Origin of the sequence: Steroidobacter gossypii (assembly GCF_016801985.1) — a bacterium.
Lineage (GTDB): Bacteria > Pseudomonadota > Gammaproteobacteria > Steroidobacterales > Steroidobacteraceae > Steroidobacter > Steroidobacter gossypii.
The window spans coordinates 79,978-98,612 of sequence record NZ_JAEVLS010000005.1 but is presented as its reverse complement, the minus strand read 5'-3'; the positions used below and the strand labels follow the sequence as shown (position 1 = coordinate 98,612).

Here is an 18,635-nt window from a genome sequence, read left to right as displayed (position 1 = left end):
TCGCCCCGGTGCATCCATGGAACAACAGGGGCACCAAAACGTCCCTACTGAATGAAATCCGACCGCCATCCGCGACTTTCCGGCCCATGACGCATGTGTGGATCTGCTGTGGCTTCGAGCTCGGACGGCGCTGGATGCGGATGGGCGTGCTCGCGGTGCTGCTGGCCGGTCTGTCGTGCGTCGCAACTGCCTCGGCCGAGCGCGTCACCGTCACCATCAACGGTATCGAAGACGACGTTCTCGAATCGGCGCGCGCCAATCTCGAACTGAAACAATACGAAGAGCGCGAGGTGTCGGCGGCCCAGACGCGCCGGCTGTTCGATCGTGGCAAGGAACAGATCGCCCGCTCGCTGGAGCCCTTCGGTTATTACAATCCGCGCATCGAGAGCCGGCTGGAGCGGCCCGAGCCCGGTAAGTTTCACGCCATTTTCGAGGTCGACGAGGGCGAGCCGGTCATCGTTCAGCAAGCCCGCATCGAGGTGACGCCGGAGGCCGCCGAGCTCGAGCCGGTGAAGCTTGCGCTGGAGAAGTTCGAGCCCAAGCACGGTGCGCGTCTCGACCATGGCGCATACGAGCGCAGTAAACAGTTGATCGCCGCGGCCCTGGCCAACGACGGCTATCTGGCCGCGCAACTGGTGCGCCATAAAGTCTCGGTGGTGCGCAGTGCCAACACCGCGGATATCGATCTGGCCTGGGATGCAGGCCCGCGCCATCGCCTGGGCGAATTGCGCTTTTCGGAATCGCAGTTTCCCGATTCGTTTCTGCAGCGATACAAGCCTTGGGAACAGGGCGAGTATTACTCGGCCGACAAGTTGCTCCAGTTGCAGCAGGCGCTGGTGGATGCGGACTACTTCGCCTCGGTCGCGGTCGCGCCGGATCTGGAACACGCCGCCGATGGCGTCGTGCCGGTGGATGTGATGCTGATTCGCGCCAAGCGCACCGTGTACACCGCCAATCTTTATTTCAGCACCGATTCCGGGCCCGGCGTGAAGTTGGGCGCGCAACGTCGCTGGCTCAACGACCGCGGCCACAAGCTTGGCGGATCGATCGAATATTCCTCGCGCCTGCAAGAGATCAGCACCACGTATCAAATCCCGAAGCCCGGCCTGCGGCCTCGCAATTACACCATCGGCGCCGGCTATCGCGACGAGGAGACCGACACCAGCCGGTCGCGCATGGCGCGCATCGCTGCCAACGAAGTGGTCCAGCGCTGGAAAGGCTTCACGCGCACGCTCGGGCTGCAGTATCTGAATGGCGACTTCGAGATCGCCGATCAGCGCGGCTCGACCAGCCTGCTGTATGCCGAAGGGCTGCTGACGCGCAAACAAGCCGACGACAATTACTTTCCCACCTCGGGCTACTCATTGTTATACGGCCTGCGCTTCGCGTTCGAATCGTTGCTGTCGGACACGAGCTTCACGCAGCTGCGCGCCGAGGGAAAGTGGTTGCGCAAGGTCGGCGACGATGGCCGGGTCATTGCGCGCGCTGCGTTGGGCGCCATGGCGGTGGACAACTTCGAGGCCCTGCCGCCGGAGTTGCGTTTCTTCGCCGGCGGCGACCGCTCGGTGCGCGGCTTCGATTATCAGCAGATCGGCGAGACCAATGCGACGGGCGGCGTCATCGGCGGCGAGTACCTCGTGGTGGGCAGCGCCGAGTACGAACATTTCTTTCTGGACAACTGGGGCGCCGCGGTCTTCGTCGATGCGGGCGATGCGTTCAAATCCCGTTTCGACGCCAATGTCGGCACCGGCATCGGCCTGCGCTGGAAGTCGCCGATTGGCCTGGTGCGCGTCGATATCGCCAAGCCCGTGGTGACCGAGCTCGACGACGCCTGGCGCGTCCATCTGGTGATCGGGCCTGACTTATGAATCGTGGTTTGAAAAGGGGCCTGGCCTGGACCGGCATCGTGATCGCCGTGCTGATCGTCGCCATCGTGGGCACGGTTGCGTGGGTGTTGAGCACCGAATCGGGCACGCGCTTCGCCGCGGCTCGCGCGGGCGCGGCGCTCGGGGACAAGCTCGCGATCGGGACCATCGAAGGCTCGATTGCGGGGCCATTGCGCATCACCAATCTACGCTATCGCGATCCCGCGGCGGGCATCGACGCCCGTGTCGAAGCGATCGAGCTCGATTTGGTGATGATGGATCTCTGGCATTCGTTGGTGCACGTGGGCAACCTGGATATCCGCGGCGTCGACGTCCTGACGCACGAGCCGACCGAGCCGCCGCCCCCTGAAGAACCTTCCAAGCCGTTCAGCCTGAAACCGCCGATCGACATCGCGGTGGATTCGCTTCTCGCGCAGCACGTGAAGGTGCGCAATCCCGAGGCGACGGTCGTTGAGGTGACCCGCGCCCAGTTCGCCGGTCGGTGGACCCACGAAGCGCTCGAAGTCACCACCTTGGACGTGCAATCGCCGCAGGGCTTCGTGAAGTTCGATGGCCGGGTGGCGCAACAGAATACTTATGTCGGCAAAGGCACGGGCCGCTTTCGTTGGACGGCGGGCGAGCAGACGGTGGCCGGCGCTCTGGTGCTCTCTGGAAACGACACCGACGCATTCGCCGCGGCCAACCTCACTTCGCCGTTGCAGGCGCAATTGAATGCGAAGATGACCCAGGATCGCGCGCGGCGCTGGCAGCTGCAGCTCGAAGTGCCACGCTTCGATCCGCGCGAAGAACTGATGCCCGGCTCGAGTCTGCAGAGTCTTGCAGCCTCATTGCACGGTGAGGGCACGTTGAATCAAGGCGTGGTTGCCGGTCGCCTGATCATCAATGACGAGCCGATCGAGTTGGAGTCGGTGCGCTTCAATCGTCGCGAAGAGCGGCTCACGCTGGAAAGTCTGCTGCGCATCGGCGCCACCGCTGGTGAGTTGATGGCCAATGCCGACATCCAATTCTCGGAAGAGTCCTGGACCAGCAAAGCGAGCGCGCGCTGGCGCGACGTGATCGTGCCGCCGGCATGGGCCGGGCAGGAGCTGCACACGAACGGCGAGCTCGCTTTCGACGGCAACCCGCAGCTGTACAACGCCAATGGCCAGCTCGCGCTGGGCCCGCCGAAGCAGCAGGCCGACATCGCCCTGCAAGTGCGCGGCACGCCCGAGCAGGTGGACTTGCAGCAGTTCGACATCGTGCAGAAACAGGGCCGCCTCGCCGCGACCGGCAAGGTGATCTTGAAGCCGGAGCTCGCCTGGGATGTCGATGCGCGTGGCGAGAACTTCGATCCCGGCGCGTTTGCAGTCGAATGGCCCGGGAGCCTGCGGTTCCAGTTGGCCACGCAGGGCAAGATGACCGAGCAGGGGCCGGACGCGACTTTGAAGCTGAGCGAGCTTCGCGGGCGCTTGCGGGGTCGCCCCATCTCCGGCGATGCCGATATGACGCTCACGGCGCCGTACTTGCCTGCAGGCACGCTGGCGTTGAATTCCGGCGAGAGCCGGCTTCGCGTGCAAGCGGCGAAGAGCGAGCAGATCGACGCCACGATCGCGGTGGACGTCGCATCGTTGAACGATTGGATGCCGAGTGCCGGCGGCGAGCTGGCCGCGAATTTTCGCGTGTTGGGCACGTGGCCGGAGGTCTCCATCAAAGGTGACGCGCGGGGCCGCGAGCTACACATGGATGAGATGCGGCTCAATGAATTGACGCTCGATGCCGACGTGAACAAGCCGCTCGATCCGGAAGGCGCAGTGAAGCTCACGCTGGCGGGCCTGTCCGCGGCGGGCTTCGAGTTCGCAACGTTACAGGCCAATGCCTCTGGGAACTCCGCGGCGCATCGAGCGGAGGTGAATACGACCGGGCAGCCGCTCGCGTTCTCCATCGCGATGGAAGGCGGTCGCGAGGACGATGGCTGGTCGGGCGCCGTGCAGCGCCTGGTGCTGGAGGTGAAAGATGCGGCGCGCCTGAGCCTGCGAGAGCCCGCGAACATCGTGCTGAAAGGCAAGGCGGTGGATGTCTCGCGCGCCTGTTTCGTCGATCGCGATATCGAGCTGTGCATGCAAGGCGGCATGCAGCCGGACGGCTCCATGCAAGGGAGTTATTCGCTTGCCAATGTGCCGCTCGGCCTGGCGAACTCGTTCTCGAGCGATGAGTTGCCGCTGCGGTTCAAAGGCTTGATCGAAGGGCAGGGCGGTATCCGGCGGGATGCCGAAGGCAATCTGTTCGGCAGCGCCTCGATACGCTCGCCATCCGGCAGCATGTCGCGCACCCTGGAGGTCGATGAGGGCGAGGAGCCCGTTGAAGAAGAAACATTGCTTTCGTACCGGGATTTCAGGTTGGAAGCGAACCTGTCGGGCCCGGATGCGCGCGCTTCGATCAGCGCCGGCTTGCAAGAGAACGGATCCTTGCAAGGCGAGGGCGAGGTGCGCGGGCTCGATCAACCGGACGCGCAGATCAATGCTCGAATGAATGCGAGTCTGCCCGATCTCGCGCCCTTTGCCGTCTTCGCGCCTCAGCTTGCGAATGTGCACGGACGACTCGACGCTCAAGGCAGCGTGACCGGCTCGATGCAGGAGCCTGCGATCACCGGCACGGTGTCCGCAGCCGAACTCGCGGCCGATATTCCCGCGATCGGACTGCGTTTGAAGAACGGTCGCGTGGATGTGCGGCCCAGCTCGCCGACGGAGTTCCAGGTGACCGGCGGCATCGAGTCGGGTGAGGGCGCGCTGAAGTTTGCAGGCACGGCGAGTCCGAGCGGCGCCGTGAATATGCAAATCGACGGCGATAAGTTTCTCGCCGCCGATATTCCGGGCGCCAAAGTGGTGGTCTCGCCGGATCTGGACCTGGTGCGCAACGAAGAGCGCATGACGCTGTCGGGCAAGGTCACGCTGCCCGAGGCGGATGTGAATTTGCAGAAGCTGCCGCGCGGTGGCGACAAAGCGCAGGCAGCCTCGCCCGATGTCGTAGTCGTCGATGCGGAAACGCAGGAAGAGGCCGCGGAGCAGGCCATTCCGTTGTACGCCAACATCACCGTGGCGCTCGGTGACGAAGTGAATCTCACCGGCTTTGGCCTGGTGGCTAAAGTGGCGGGACAGCTCGATGTGCGCGAGCGGCCCGGCACGGATACGGTGGGATCCGGCACCGTGAATGTCACCGGCACGTATAAAGCGTACGGGCAGGATCTGGTGATTGAGGAAGGCCAGCTGCTCTATGCTTCGACGCCGCTCGACAACCCGCAACTGCGTATCGAAGCCACGCGCACCGTGGAAGAGGTCGTGGCGGGCCTGCGCATTCGGGGCACTGCGCAGAGCCCTGAGCTCACGGTGTTTTCAAATCCGCCGATGGGACAGGCGAATGCGCTTTCATACATCGTCGCCGGCAAGCCGCTCGATGACATTGGATCCGGAGAAGGTGAAGGCGACGCCGTGCAGGCGGCCACTCGTTCGCTCGGCGCTGCGGCCGGCGGATTGCTGGCCAAGAATGTGGGTCGCCGCCTGGGCGCGGACGAGCTCGCCGTGAAGGACGACGAGATGATCGGCGGCGCGGCGTTGACGGTGGGCCAGTATCTCTCGCCGCGTGTCTATTTGAGTTACGGCGTCGGGCTGTTCGAGCCTGGCGAGGTCATCACGTTGCGCTACAAGCTTTCCAAAGATCTGTCGGTACAGGCGCAGCGGGGGCCGGAAGATACTCGCGCCGGCATCGAGTATCGGACCCAGAAGTAACTCGCTGTGCGTTCATCCAGTTCATCGAGGCGGGCCGGGTGACGGTCCCGCGCCCGGGTCTTATGATGCTGCTAACGCTATCATCGGTCACAGAGAGGACCGTGATGAACGACTCAGCGGAGCCCACCCGGGTGGTCGCCAAGACCATCGCCGATCAGACCTACCAGCAGCTGCGGCGGGACATCCTGTCCGGTGCGCTGCCGCCCGGGAGCAAGCTGGCGATGGAGCTGCTGACCAAACGTTACAAGGTGGGCCTGAGCCCGCTGCGCGAGGCGCTGGTGAAATTGACCGGCGATGCGCTCGCCGTGGCCGAAGGTCAGCGCGGCTTCTGGGTATCGCAGATTTCTCCGGAAGAACTGCAGGACACGATGAGCACGCGCGTGCTGATCGAGACTCAGGCGCTGTCGCTGGCCATCGAAAAGGGCGGTCCGGAATGGGAGCGCGCCGTCAAACAGGCGTTGCAGGAGCTGTGCGCGCTGGAAGATCGGCTCGAGCCGGGCGATGCGGAAGCGATGGCGCGCTGGCAGGGCGCCAATCGTCGCTTCCACGAAGCGTTGATATCAGCATGCGGATCCAAGTGGCTGATCCGTCTCCGTGGCATGCTCCACTGTCACTGCGATCGTTATCGGATGATCTCGATGCAGGAAACCGGCATCGAGCGCGAAGAGCAGCAAGCCATCGTCGAGGCTGCGCTTGCGCGCAAGACACAGCGCGCCTGTCGCTTGATGGAGCTGCATTTGCAACGAGTCGCCGAGGGTATAAGGGTCGCGCTGGAAAATCGTGACCCCGCCTCGATGAGCAAGAGCAAAGGCCGCGGCAACGGAGCGCGCGGCGCGAACAAACGATCCTGATTTCAACCCCAACAAAGGACCGCCATGCTGTATCTGCTCGCGTTGTCGATCGGGATCGTGGCGGGCCTGCGAGCCATGACGGCGCCGGCGGCCATTTCATTTGCCGCACATTACGGGCTGCTGGATCTGAGCGGCACCTGGCTGGGATTCCTCGGCTATCGCTGGACGCCCTGGATTCTGTTGCTGCTGGCCATCGGTGAGCTGATCACCGACCAGCTGCCGTCCACGCCGAGTCGCAAAGTGCCGGTGCAGTTCGGCACTCGCATCCTGATGGGAGCAGCCACCGGTGGCGCCATCGGCGTTGCGTCCGGGGCGCCGTCGCTGGGCGCGCTCGTCGGTGTGATCGGCGCCATCATAGGCACCCTGGGCGGCGCCGCTGTGCGCGCCAGAATGGCTGCCGCCTTCGGTAAGGATCCACCGGCAGCATTCATCGAAGACGCCGTCGCCATCGCAGCCGCGGTTCTCATCGTGCTAGCTTTGCGCTGACTCTCCCGCATCACTTTTCGCCGGCGGGCTGCCATGACACAGAACTTCGACGCCATCATCATCGGCGCCGGCCAGGCGGGGCCGTCGCTCGCGGGCCGCCTGACGAGCGCAGGCATGAAGGTCGCGCTGATCGAGCGCAAGCTGTTCGGTGGAACCTGCGTCAACACCGGGTGCATGCCGACCAAAACATTGGTGGCCAGCGCGTATGCGGCGCACGTCGCAAGGCGCGCCGCTGACTACGGCGTGATCACCAACAGTCCCATCGGCATCGATATGAAACGAGTGCAGGCGCGCGCCGCCGAGGTGACGCTCAATGCACGCACCGGTCTCGAAAACTGGTTGCGCTCCATGGATGGATGCACGGTGATCGAGGGGCACGCGCGCTTCGAGTCCGCCCACACCGTGCGCGTCGGTGAGCAATCACTCAGTGCGCCGCGCATCTTCATCAACGTGGGCGGGCGCGCCAATGTGCCGAACCTGCCCGGCGTCAAGGACGTGCCCTTCCTCACCAACACCAGCATCCTGCAGATCGACTTCGTCCCGAAGCACCTGGTGGTGGTGGGCGGCAGTTACATCGGCCTCGAATTCGCGCAGATGTTTCGGCGCTTCGGCTCGCAGGTCACGGTGGTGGAGCAGAGCGAGCGGCTGATCGGACGCGAGGACGAGGATGTGTCGCTCGCCATCGCTTCAATCTTCGAAAACGAAGGGATCGCGCTACGAACGCACGCCGAATGTATCAGCCTCGCGCCGCATGCCGAAGGCGTCGAGGTCCATGTGAGTTGCCAGCAAGGGGCGCCGACAGTGGTGGGCACTCACGTGCTGCTGGCAGTCGGTCGGGCGCCCAATACGCACGATCTCAACCTCGATCGCGCCGGCATCGAAGTCGATGCGCGCGGCTACATCAAAGTCGACGAGCAGTTGCAGACAAACGTCGCCGGCGTGTTCGCGCTTGGCGACTGCAACGGCCGGGGCGCGTTCACGCACACTTCCTACAATGATTTCGAGATCGTCGCGGCGAACCTGCTCGATGGCGAAGCGCGCCGGGTGAGTCAACGCATCCTGGCCTACGCGCTGTACATCGATCCGCCCTTGGGAAGAGTCGGCCTCACCGAGAAACAGGCCCGCGCCAGCGGCAAGTCTCTGCTGATCGGCACGCGACCCATGAGCAAGGTAGGTCGGGCCATCGAAAAGGGCGAGACCCAGGGCTTCATGAAAGTCATCGTCGATGCCGACTCCAAGCGCATTCTCGGCGCGTCCATCCTGGGCGTGGGGGGTGACGAAGCAATTCACGGCGTCATCGATGTGATGAACGCCGACGTGCCCTACACGAGACTGCAGCAGGCAGTGCCCATCCATCCGACGGTCTCGGAGCTGATTCCGACCGTGCTCGGCGACCTGCAGCCGGCGAGATAGTCGGCTCGAACCCCTCACAGGGAGGTGTGTCCGGCGCACCGGTCGCGTCCTTGATGGCAGCGCCCGCTCCTGGGCGCGTGTGTTTCAATGCTCCGATCGTCCTCGTGCTAAATGCCCGGAGCTGCATCTCGATGCGAACACTGCGCCCCTCTGTGGCGGCCCTGCTGCTGGCCACCATCACCGCCTGCCCCTGTGTTGTCCACGCCTCCGGAACCGCCTCGCAAGAATCGCTGCAGCCGCTGCTCAATGTGGGCGACAAGAAGCTCCAGTTCGATTGGCCCATGCTCAGGATCGGCACCGGCGAATATGCCGAGGGGCCGACCGGCGTCACGGTGTTTCGCTTCGGCCGCAAAGTGATGGGCGCAGTCGATGTTCGCGGCGGCGGCCCCGGCACCGTGAACACCGATTTTCTGCGCCTCGGATACAACTATCCGGACCTCGATACCGTGGTGTTCTCGGGCGGCTCCTGGTACGGCCTCGAGGCGACCACCGCCGCGGCCACGGCCTTGAAAGATGACGGCGAGCGCGGCGGCCATTGGGACAACGTCGCGTTGTCGGTGGGCGCGATCATTTATGACTTCGGCGATCGTCGCTTGAACGAAATCTATCCCGACAAGAAATTGGCGCAGGCCGCGTTGCGCGCAGCGCAGCCCGGTGTCTTCCCGTTGGGCGCGCAGGGCGCGGGGCGCTCGGCTCGCAGCGGCCAGTTCTTCGGTTGCAACGCGCACTCCGGACAAGGCGGCGCGTTTCGTCAGGTCGGTCCGGTGAAGATCGCGGCCTTCACCGTGGTGAATGCGTTCGGCGTGGTGACCGATCGCAATGGTCACGTGGTCGCCTGCAATCCAGGCGAGGGGTGGCCGAAGCCGTTGCGTCCTACCGATCTGCTCGCGGGCATGCCCGACAGCCGCAAGCCTGGCTGGCAGCCGTCCAAGGAAGCGGGCAAGAACACGACCGTCAGCCTCGTGGTGGTGAATCAAACATTGGAGCCTGCATTGCTGCAACGGATCGCCGTGCAGGTTCACACGGCCATGGCGCGCGGCATTCAGCCTTTCGCCACCGAGTATGACGGCGATGTGCTCTATGCCGTGTCGACCGGCGAGCTCGACGAGAAAGATCCGGGCGCGCTCACGTCGGTGGATCTCGGCGTGATTGCCTCCGAAGTGATGTGGGATGCGATTCTCTCGTCGGTGCCGGAGCAGCCGCGCGCTCTGCAGCCGAACAAGCGCTTCAAAGTCGCGGCGGCCGATCTGGCGAAGTATCAGGGCGAGTATCGCTTCAGCGAGTTGGTGAGCGTGCGCATCTCCGAGCAAGCGGGCAAGCTCGTTGCGCAAGCCACAGGCGCTCGCGATGCCTTTGCGATCAAGAAACCAGCGCCGGTGGAGCTGCTGCCAGTGGCGCAAGGCGAGTTCATGGTCCCCGGACGTTATCCACTGAACCTGCGCTTCGCCGACGACAGACTGACGCTCAATCCGGGGCACTGGCAGCAGATCGGCGCAAAGGCTGCGCAGTGACGATGTGAGTGAGCGGCGATCACCACGGGAGCGCTCCGTGGTGATCGCAGCTCACCGATGCGGTCGGCATTGGCAACTGTGTGGCTGGGGACCTGACGATATAACAGCGTCAACGCTGTAATTCAGGAAGGTCACCCTTGCATCGCGACGCCGAAGTGCGCAGCCGACGTGCGGATCAATCCGAGCTCGCCCCTTCCGAGGCCCGCGACGCTTACGCGGGCAAGCTGCTTCCCAACGTCCAGCTCAAACTGTTCCGTGAGTCGCAATGGGGATTCGCGACGCGCGTGATCGCTCGCGGCGGCACGGTGCAAGAGCTGCCTCGCGCCGACATTCAACTCCAGGACATGGTCGTGCACTCCAGAGGCATGGAGCTCGACCTGGTCGATTATCTGTCGCGCAATCGCGTCGCCGGGCTGTTGCTGATGAAGCGCGGCCGCATCGCCTTCGAGCACTACGATCTGGGAATCGATGCCAGCACCCGCTGGATCTCGATGTCGATGGCGAAGTCGGTGAGCACCACGCTGGTGGGCGCGGCGATCCAGGACAAGCTGATCGGCAGCGTCGACGATCAGCTCACGCGCTATCTGCCGGAGCTGCGCGGCACCAGCTACGACGGCGTCTCGATCCGTCACCTGCTGCAAATGACGTCGGGCGTGCATTGGGACGACACGCACACCGATCCGCAATCCGAGCGCCGTCGCATGCTGGAGATGCAGATCGCGCAGCAGCCGGGCGCCATCATGAAATTCCTCGCCAGCCAGCGGCGCGTCGCTGCGCCCGGCAGCATCTGGAACTACAGCACGGGTGAGACGCATGTGGTCGGCGCGTTGGTGCGCGCCGCGACCGGTCTGTGGTGCGCCGACTACTTGTCACAAAAAATCTGGGCCCGCGTCGGCATGGAGCGCGACGCCACGTGGTGGCTCGAAGCGGCCGACGGACTGGAGGTCGCCGGCAGCGGCATCAATGCCACGCTGCGCGACTACGCGCGTTTCGGCTTGTTCATGATGAATGGCGGCGTGATCGGCAACGAGCGCGTGCTGCCCGAAAGCTGGATCGTTGAAGCAACTCAGCCCCGGCAGGTCGGCAATGCGCGGGTGGACTACGGCTACATGTGGTGGCCGGTGCCGAGCCCCAATGGTTCTTTCGCCGACGGCGCTTTCAGTGCACGCGGCATCTTCGGTCAGTACATCTACATCAACCCGCGTAAGCAGGTGATCGTGACGGTGCTGAGCTCCCGCTCGAAACCGAAGGGCGCCGAGGCGATTCCCGACAACGACTTCTTCAACAGTGCGGTAAGCGCGCTGGAGTAGCCAACAGCGCGGCGCGCGCGCGGCAGTCAGGTATTGGACAACTAACACAACGGCTTCACCCTGGGGATCAAAGTTTGGGAGGCAACATGACGACGCGAATGAAGTACATCACGGTCGTGGCGGTGGTCGGCGCCACCACCTCGGCCAGCACACTGGCGCAGGAACTGGCGGTCGAAGAGGTCATCGTGACCGCGCAGAAGCGCGAGCAGCGCCTGGTCGATGTGCCTGTCGCGATCGCCGCCATCGGCGGCGAGGAGCTCGAGCAGAAGGGGCTCACCAATATCCAGGACATCGCATTCACGGTGCCCGGCATGGCGCTGCGCGAGGACGGCCCCGGCAGCTATCAGATCTTCATGCGCGGTCTGAGCAACCAGTACGGCGCCGATGCGCTGGTCGGCGTGTATCTCGACGAAGCGCCGATGACCTTGAGCGGCGCCGATCAGCTCGATGTGCGCCCGCTGGATCTGGAGCGCGTCGAAGTGCTCAAAGGCCCGCAAGGCACGCTGTACGGCCAGGGCTCGGTGGCCGGCGCCATTCGTTACATCACCAAGTCGCCCGACCTGTCGAAGCTGGGCGGCGCCATCGAGGCGCAGGAATCGTTCATCAGCGGCGGCGACTCGCGCGAAGTCATCACCGGCGTGTTGAACGCGCCCATCGTCACCGACAAGTTCGGCATTCGCATCGCCGCCCAGGCGCAGGAGGGCGGCGGCTGGCAGGATCAGCCCCAGGCGGGCATCAAGGATGGCAACAACCAGGACCTGCGCAACGTGCGCCTGAAGGCGCTGTGGAAGCCCACCGATGCACTCGCGGTGCAAGGCATGGTGGTGGTCCATCGCAACGAAAGCGAGCTCGGCCTGGGTTTCGAGAATCCCGATCGCACCGTGACGGTGGCGGTCGATCGCTCGCGACGGCTGGTGCCCAAGGAGTTCGATTACGATCTGTACAACCTCGATGTGAAATACGATCTGGGCTTCGGCGAGCTGCTCAGCTCGAGCACCTACATCGATCACACGCACCGCTATCCGTTCTCTTATATCGCCGGCCCCGCGACCAACTACGGCGAGGGCGTGCCGGGCGCGCCGCTGGCGGTGGAAGGCACCGACGATCGTCAACAGGCCATCCATCAGTTCTCGCAGGAACTGCGCCTGAGCTCCTCCGGCGACGGCTTCTTCAACTATACGTTCGGCGGCTTCTATCGCTCGCTCGGCTCGCACTTCACCGCGGTGTACGACACCATCTACGACTACATCGATCCTGCGATCCCGACCTTCAACTTCGGCTACTTCGACTATCTGGAGAAGGAGCAGAACGAGTCGTTCGCGGTGTTCGGGGACGTGTCGTTCCGGGTCACCGACTGGTTCGAGCTCGGCGGCGGCGTGCGCTACTTCGAGGACGATCAGGAGACGTTCGACGGCTTCAGCAGCGAGAAGGATTCGTTCGACTCGACCGATCCGCGCGTGTACGCCTCCTTCAAGCTGAGCGACGATATCAACATCTACGCAAGCGCCGGCAGCGGCTTCCGCAGCGGCGGCTTCAACCGCGGCGATCTGCCGAACTACCAGCCCGAAACGTTGTGGAGCTACGAGGTAGGCAGCAAGGGTCTGCTGGCCGGCGGCGTGCTGGCTTACGAAGTCGCGGTGTTCTACAGCGACTACAAGGACATGCTCCGTCGCGGTCTGATCCTGAACCCGGACGGCACCACCATTCAGAACACCACCAACATCGGCAAGGCCGAAGTGAAGGGCGCGGAAATCGGCCTCACCTGGCGGCCGTTCGATCAGCTCACGCTCAACGCCACCGCGGCTTACATGGATAGCGAGATCGTCGAGGTGAAATCCGCCGACGCGACCAACAACGCGGGCGATCCGATCGACTACGTACCGGAGTTCAGCTACACGCTGGGCGCGAACTACGAGTTCGACCTGAGCGCGACTCTTCCGGCCTTCTTCCGCGTCGACTACACCTATCGCGACAAGGTCAGCTACATCGATCGCAGCGTGTTCTACGATCAGTTCCTGCCGTTCTACTCGGACGACATCTCGCTGCTCTCGGCGCGACTGGGGGTGACGGTGGGCCGGGCGAACATCGAGCTGTTCGGCACCAATCTCACCAACCAGAACCAGTGGATCGATCCGTACCACTACTGGACCAACGCCAACCGGACGCGCCCGCGCGAGCTGGGCGTGAAGGTCGGGTACTCGTTTTGAAGCGTTGGCGGTTGGGGGCCGTGCGCCCCTGACTGCCGGTTTTGGAGTGGCAATGGCGCAGATTTCTCGAAGCACTCAGGAATATCGGGCGTTGGACGTGGCTCACCACGTTCATCCTTTCACCGATCAGAAGGCGCTCGCCGGCAAGGGCGTGCGTGTCATCACGCGCGCCGAAGGCGCCTACGTGTGGGACAGCGACGGCAACAAGATCCTGGACGGCATGGCCGGCTTGTGGTGCGTGAACGTCGGCTACGGGCGCAAGGAGCTGGTGGACGCGGCGACTCAGCAGCTGCAGACGCTGCCGTACTACAACAGCTTCTTCCAGAGCTCGACGCCCTCGCAGATCGAGCTGGGCCGGGTGCTGGCGGAAGTGACGCCGCCGGGCCTGAAACGTTTCTTCTATACCAACTCCGGCTCGGAGGCGAACGACACGGTGATTCGCCTGGCGCGTCACTACTGGCGCGTGAAAGGCAAGCCGACCAAGCGCACATTCATCGCGCGTACGTTGGGATATCACGGCAGCACGCTCGCGGCCGTGAGTCTCGGCGGCATGCCGCACATGCATGCGCTCGATGGCGAGTTGCTGCCGGGCTTCGCTCACATTCCGCACCATCATCACTACACGCAGGGCGGCGAGCTGAGCCTCGAGGAATATGGCCTCAGGACCGCGGCGGCGTTGGAGAAAAGGATTCTCGAGCTGGGCGCCGATAACGTCGCTGCCTTCATCGGCGAGCCGGTGCAGGGCGCAGGCGGTGTGTACGAGCCGCCGCCGGGCTACTGGGCCGAGATCCAGCGCATCTGTCGCAAGTACGATGTGCTGGTGGTGGCCGACGAGGTCATCTGCGGCTTCGGTCGCACCGGTCAGTGGTTCGGTTCGCAGACCTACGGCATCGATCCGGACCTGATGCCCATGGCCAAAGGCCTCTCGTCGGGTTATCTCCCCATCGCCGGGGTCGCGATCCACGACCGCATCTGGAATGAAATCAACGAAGGCGGCGCGCTCGCGCACGGCTACACGTACTCGGGCCACCCCGCGGCATGCGCCGTTGCGATCGCGAACATTCAGTTGATGCGCTCGGAAGGGCTGGTCGAGCGCGTACGAGAAGAGATCGCGCCGTATTTCCGGGAATGTTTGCAGCAGCTCGCGGCCTCGCATCCCATCGTCGGTGAGATTCGTGGCGTGGGCTTGATCGCGGCCATTCAGCTGGTCAAGAACAAGCAGGCGCGCGAAATATTCACTGCGCAGGATGACGCCGCGAATTTTTGTCGCGACGTGGCCGCCGATCACGGCTTGATCATGCGGGCGGTCTATCAGTCCATGGTGCTGAGCCCGCCGTTGATCATCACGCGGGCGCAGGTCGATGAGATCATCCAGAAGGCGCGCCGGGCGCTGGATGAGACTGCGAGAAAGTTCGGCATTGGGTAATGCTGCTTTCGGGGGCGGCCGAGTTCGTCGACCGCCCCCTTTTTATCTCAGGCCGTGCCCACTTCAAGGTGCGGGTGCTGCGCCTTGAGCTTGGCGATCATCCACTGCCGGAACTTGCGGATCACCGGCGAATCCCAGCGCTTGTCCCGAGCGATGAAGTAATAGATGCCCATGGCCTGGGGCTGGAACGCGGGCTTGCCTTCGCCGACATCCACCAGCCGGCCGCTCTGCAGGTCGTCGGCCACGATCACATAATTGGTGAGCGAGATGCCGCGGCCGTGACGGGCCGCATCCAACGTGAGATGGCCCTGCCACAAGCGCGTGCCGGTCAGCTCCACGTCCTCGTGAATGCCGTGCACGCTGAGCCAGTTGCGCCAACGATTGAAGTTTTCTTCATGCAACAGCTGATGCGCGAGCAGATCTCTCGGTTCGTTGATCGGCGCGGAGCGGGCGAGGTAATCACGGTTCGCAACAGCCAGCACCGGCGTATGCACGATCTCGGCGCTGCGTAGCTCTGCGGCGAGCTCGACGCGGTCTGCATACGGCGCGACCAGACGGATTTCGACATCGGTGTGGTGCGCCAGCACGTCGGGCAGCCGATCCAGCGGGCGCACTTCGATGTCGATGCCGGGATTGGCCTGTTCGAACTCGCCGAGGCGGCTGGACAGCCATTGCAGCGCGAAGCCCGGCATGCAGCGGATGTGCAGGCGATGATCGTCGCCGCGTTTCATCAGATCCACGGTCGCGCCGGCGATCATGTCGATCGCGGCGGCCACCTGCTTGTGATATCGGATGCCGTCCTCGGTCAGCACCGCGCCGCCAGGCGTGCGCTGGATCAGTTTGGTGCCGGTCCAGTCCTCGATGGCGCGCAGATGGCGGCTCACCACCGCGTGATCGCGGCACAAATATTGGGCGGCTTTGCGAACCCCGCCCAATCGAGCCACGGCATCGAAGGCGCGCAGCGCTTCGAAGGGTGGCAAGGCTTTTCGCGAAGGCAGAGTGGCTGCCGGCCGGGCTGCGATTTTTTCCTCGCTCATGGTTACCTTGTACCCAATCTTTCAGGATGGTGTCACGCGCGGTGCCAAAACTGCACCAACGGGCCTGGCTTTGGCACTGCTCGCCCGCGCGGTTACGCTGACAACATCGGAAACGGGGGAGTCGCCGTCAAGTCATGCCGCAGGGGTGCCGTTGAATATCATCGCCGAGGCCAATCAAGGCATCGCATCGCCTGTGTCCAGTGCCGAATTCCTGGGTCATCCACGCGGCCTGGCGTATATCGCGTTCACAGAAGCGTGGGAACGGTTTTCGTTCTACGGCATGCAGGCGCTGCTGGTGCTGTACATGTCGGGTTATCTGCTGCAGCCGGGCGTGGTCGAGCAGGTGGCCGGTTTCGCAGGCTTGCGGGCCGCTGTCGAAGCGGTGTTTGGCACGTTGTCCACACAGGCGCTCGCCGGTCAGATCTTCGGCCTGTACATCGGTCTGGTTTATTTCATGCCGATCTTTGGCGGACTGCTCGGCGATCGCCTCCTCGGTCGCAAGCGCGCGGTGCTGATCGGCGCGGCCGCCATGGCCGTCGGCCATTTCTTGATGGCCTTCGAAGCCTCCTTCCTGCCCGCGCTTGCCGCCCTGATCATCGGCTCGGGCTTGCTCAAAGGAAATCTCGCCGCTCAGGTGGGCGCGCTGTATTCCAAAGACGATCGCCGCCGCGACAGCGCCTACACGACTTATTGCACGGCCATCAACGTCGGCGCCTTCATTGCCCCATTGGTGTGCGGCACGCTCGGTGAGTTCTACGGCTGGCACTATGGCTTCGGCGCCGCTGGCATCGGCATGTTGATCGGCATCGTCATTTATCTATCCGGCGCCCGATATCTGCCCGATGACCGGCCGAGCACGGCGGTGGGCGAGCGCCCGAAGCTGCAACCCGGCGATCTGCGCAAAGTGATTGTCATTTTGGTGTTGCTGTCCATCACTGCACTGTTCTGGACCGTGCAGACGCAGGTGTGGAACACCTATCCGGTGTGGTTGCGCGACGAGGTCGATCGCTCCCTGCCGTTCGGCCTGATGTTGCCCGTGACCTGGTTCCAGGCACTCGATTCACTCTCGGTTCTGCTGTTCGCGCCGCTGGTGATGTTGTTGTGGCGGCGTCAGGCGCAGCGCGGCGCCGAGCCAAGCGATCTGGGTAAGATCGCGCTCGGTTGTGGTTTCTTCGCCGTCGCCTGTTTGCTGTTGAGCGCCGGCCAGGCGCTGTCGGGCGAGCGTGCGGTGCCGGTGTATTGGCCGATCGCGTTTCATTTCATCTGCGCTGCTTCATATCTCTATGTTGCACCGATTGCGCTCGCGCTGGTCTCACGCGCCGCGCCCGCGGCCGTGAACGCCATGATGGTGGGCTCGTACTATCTGGGTCTGTTCGTCGGCGGCATCGCAAGCGGCTGGCTCGCGCGCTTCTATGAGCCGGCGGGCCCGGCGTTCTTCTGGCTGATCCATATGGCGATCGCGCTGGCCGGCGCGCTGAGCGTGCTCGCGCTCCGAAAAATGTTTATCCGCGTGCTTGATCTGAAGGAGCAGCAGGAAGCCTGAGATCAGGCCGCCTGCGCCCCACCAACTTCTAGAACGGCAGCGGTTTCAGATCCGGATCGATCCACGCGCGCCGCGCCATCACCGAGAACAGCACCGGCTTCGACCAGTACTCGAGCAGCCAATCGGAGCGTCCGAAACGGCTCGCCATGAGCTCGTTCAGCGCTTCGTGCAGCGGCTTTTCGGGCCGTTCCGCCAGAAATCTCCTCGCGGCGCGCACCGAGGCCAGCGTGATGGTCTCGTGATAACCGCTGGTGTCCGTGTTGGCCACGCCGGTGGCGAGGTTATAAGCACGGATCAGCTTGGGCATGTCGCGCTCGGCGTTCATGCCCGGCCGGCGTAACACCCAGAATGCAGCGGCAAAGTGCGCCGCGTGGGTCCACTCGGGTTTGGGCAGGGTTCGTTCGAAAACGCCCACACCGATGCGCTCGATCTCGGCGTCGCAACTGTAATAAATCATGGTCAAGCTCCTGCAAGGTGGTGAACCAGCGAAGCTCGCCAAAGCCCCGCCGATGAGCGGGGTCGCGGGACAAACGACTCGGGGGGGTTAGATCCGGGGCTGGAGACAGCCCGGGAGGCTCCGAACGCACGCACGCGCAACCGCCGCGAACAGGCGCGGTTGTTGTTGCAATTTGCGTTTGGAGATATGAGACATGGCGCGGACTATAAGCGCGCCGCTGTCAAGGGTCAAATGGAAAACTATGAAATCCGCATGAAACAGACGCATCAAACCCACATCTGACTCACATCTAAGGAAGGGCGGCCGGTCGCCCGGCCGCCCTTCCGGATGTCACAACCTGCTGCGGATTACTTGCGGCGGGCGGCTTTTTTCTTGGAGGAGCGCAGCGACAGACCCAGCTTGTGGATGCGCTGACGGACGGCCGCCTCGGTGCGCTTCAGTTTGCTGGCGATGGCGCGAGCCGGGGTGCCTTCCTTGATCAGGCCCTTCATCTCACGATCGTTCTGGCTCGTCCAACGGACGCGCGAGGTCGCTTTGCTGCTGCTCTTCTTCTTGGCGGGAGTCTTGGATCGTTTTGCTTTAGTTGCCATGGTTAGTCCTCTGGGTAACGCCGCTTGAAATCCGCGGCCGCCTTGACAAGTTCCGCGGTCGTGAACTCGCCTGGTCATCGGCCAGGGGCGATATCGGGTATCGGCCTGGCGTTTGACGGCCGCTTGATGAAAAACGTGTCCGTGCTAGCTGTGGACC

13 protein-coding genes are annotated in these 18,635 nt (G+C 63.8%); 10 read left to right on the top strand and 3 right to left on the bottom strand.

What is annotated here, in order from left to right:
* Nucleotides 1–86: 86 nt before the first annotated feature.
* The 9 genes from JM946_RS20870 to JM946_RS20830 all read left to right on the top strand — a co-directional run bounded on the left by JM946_RS20870 (nucleotide 87) and on the right by JM946_RS20830 (nucleotide 14,851).
* Nucleotides 87–1,868 carry an autotransporter assembly complex protein TamA gene (locus JM946_RS20870; RefSeq protein ID WP_203169311.1) on the top strand — a complete coding sequence of 594 codons (1,782 nt, stop codon included), beginning with the start codon at nucleotides 87–89 and terminating at the stop codon, nucleotides 1,866–1,868.
* Nucleotides 1,865–5,647, top strand: coding sequence for a translocation/assembly module TamB domain-containing protein (locus JM946_RS20865; RefSeq protein WP_218043033.1), 3,783 nt, complete (start codon nucleotides 1,865–1,867; stop codon nucleotides 5,645–5,647). Before JM946_RS20870 ends, JM946_RS20865 begins: the two co-directional genes overlap by 4 nt.
* Before the next feature lie 104 nt (nucleotides 5,648–5,751).
* Complete coding sequence (locus JM946_RS20860; protein ID WP_203169309.1) at nucleotides 5,752–6,498, top strand: GntR family transcriptional regulator; 747 nt, start codon at nucleotides 5,752–5,754, stop codon at nucleotides 6,496–6,498.
* A gap of 24 nt (nucleotides 6,499–6,522) precedes the next feature.
* Nucleotides 6,523–6,984 (top strand): DUF4126 family protein, encoded by a 462-nt coding sequence (locus tag JM946_RS20855; protein WP_203169308.1) that lies wholly within the window; start codon nucleotides 6,523–6,525, stop codon nucleotides 6,982–6,984.
* A 33-nt stretch (nucleotides 6,985–7,017) separates the two neighbouring features.
* A complete protein-coding gene (locus JM946_RS20850; RefSeq protein WP_203169307.1) occupies nucleotides 7,018–8,397 on the top strand; it encodes an FAD-containing oxidoreductase in 1,380 nt (459 codons plus the stop codon).
* A gap of 131 nt (nucleotides 8,398–8,528) precedes the next feature.
* Nucleotides 8,529–9,908 carry a P1 family peptidase gene (locus JM946_RS20845; RefSeq protein ID WP_203169306.1) on the top strand — a complete coding sequence of 460 codons (1,380 nt, stop codon included), beginning with the start codon at nucleotides 8,529–8,531 and terminating at the stop codon, nucleotides 9,906–9,908.
* A gap of 137 nt (nucleotides 9,909–10,045) precedes the next feature.
* Nucleotides 10,046–11,218 carry a serine hydrolase domain-containing protein gene (locus JM946_RS20840; RefSeq protein ID WP_203169305.1) on the top strand — a complete coding sequence of 391 codons (1,173 nt, stop codon included), beginning with the start codon at nucleotides 10,046–10,048 and terminating at the stop codon, nucleotides 11,216–11,218.
* Nucleotides 11,219–11,304: 86 nt separating this feature from the next.
* Complete coding sequence (locus JM946_RS20835) at nucleotides 11,305–13,425, top strand: TonB-dependent receptor (RefSeq protein ID WP_203169304.1); 2,121 nt, start codon at nucleotides 11,305–11,307, stop codon at nucleotides 13,423–13,425.
* 52 nt (nucleotides 13,426–13,477) lie between these two features.
* Nucleotides 13,478–14,851: an aspartate aminotransferase family protein gene (locus tag JM946_RS20830; protein ID WP_203169303.1), complete on the top strand. Its 1,374-nt coding sequence runs from the start codon at nucleotides 13,478–13,480 to the stop codon at nucleotides 14,849–14,851.
* Nucleotides 14,852–14,898: 47 nt separating this feature from the next.
* On the opposite strand, the gene JM946_RS20825 is transcribed toward JM946_RS20830, so the two are convergent.
* Nucleotides 14,899–15,888: a LysR substrate-binding domain-containing protein gene (locus JM946_RS20825; protein WP_203169302.1), complete on the bottom strand. Its 990-nt coding sequence runs from the start codon at nucleotides 15,886–15,888 to the stop codon at nucleotides 14,899–14,901.
* Between the two features lie 151 nt (nucleotides 15,889–16,039).
* Between JM946_RS20825 and JM946_RS20820 the strand changes: the two genes are divergently transcribed.
* The gene (locus tag JM946_RS20820) at nucleotides 16,040–17,431 is read left to right on the top strand and encodes a peptide MFS transporter (protein ID WP_203169301.1); all 1,392 of its coding nucleotides are present in this window, start codon (nucleotides 16,040–16,042) and stop codon (nucleotides 17,429–17,431) included.
* Between the two features lie 28 nt (nucleotides 17,432–17,459).
* Here the strand turns inward: JM946_RS20820 and JM946_RS20815 are convergent, their stop codons facing one another.
* Nucleotides 17,460–17,888 (bottom strand): hypothetical protein, encoded by a 429-nt coding sequence (locus JM946_RS20815; protein ID WP_203169300.1) that lies wholly within the window; start codon nucleotides 17,886–17,888, stop codon nucleotides 17,460–17,462.
* A 347-nt stretch (nucleotides 17,889–18,235) separates the two neighbouring features.
* Nucleotides 18,236–18,478, bottom strand: a complete 243-nt coding sequence (locus JM946_RS20810) for a hypothetical protein (RefSeq protein WP_203169299.1) — start codon at nucleotides 18,476–18,478, stop codon at nucleotides 18,236–18,238.
* Nucleotides 18,479–18,635: the final 157 nt, after the last annotated feature.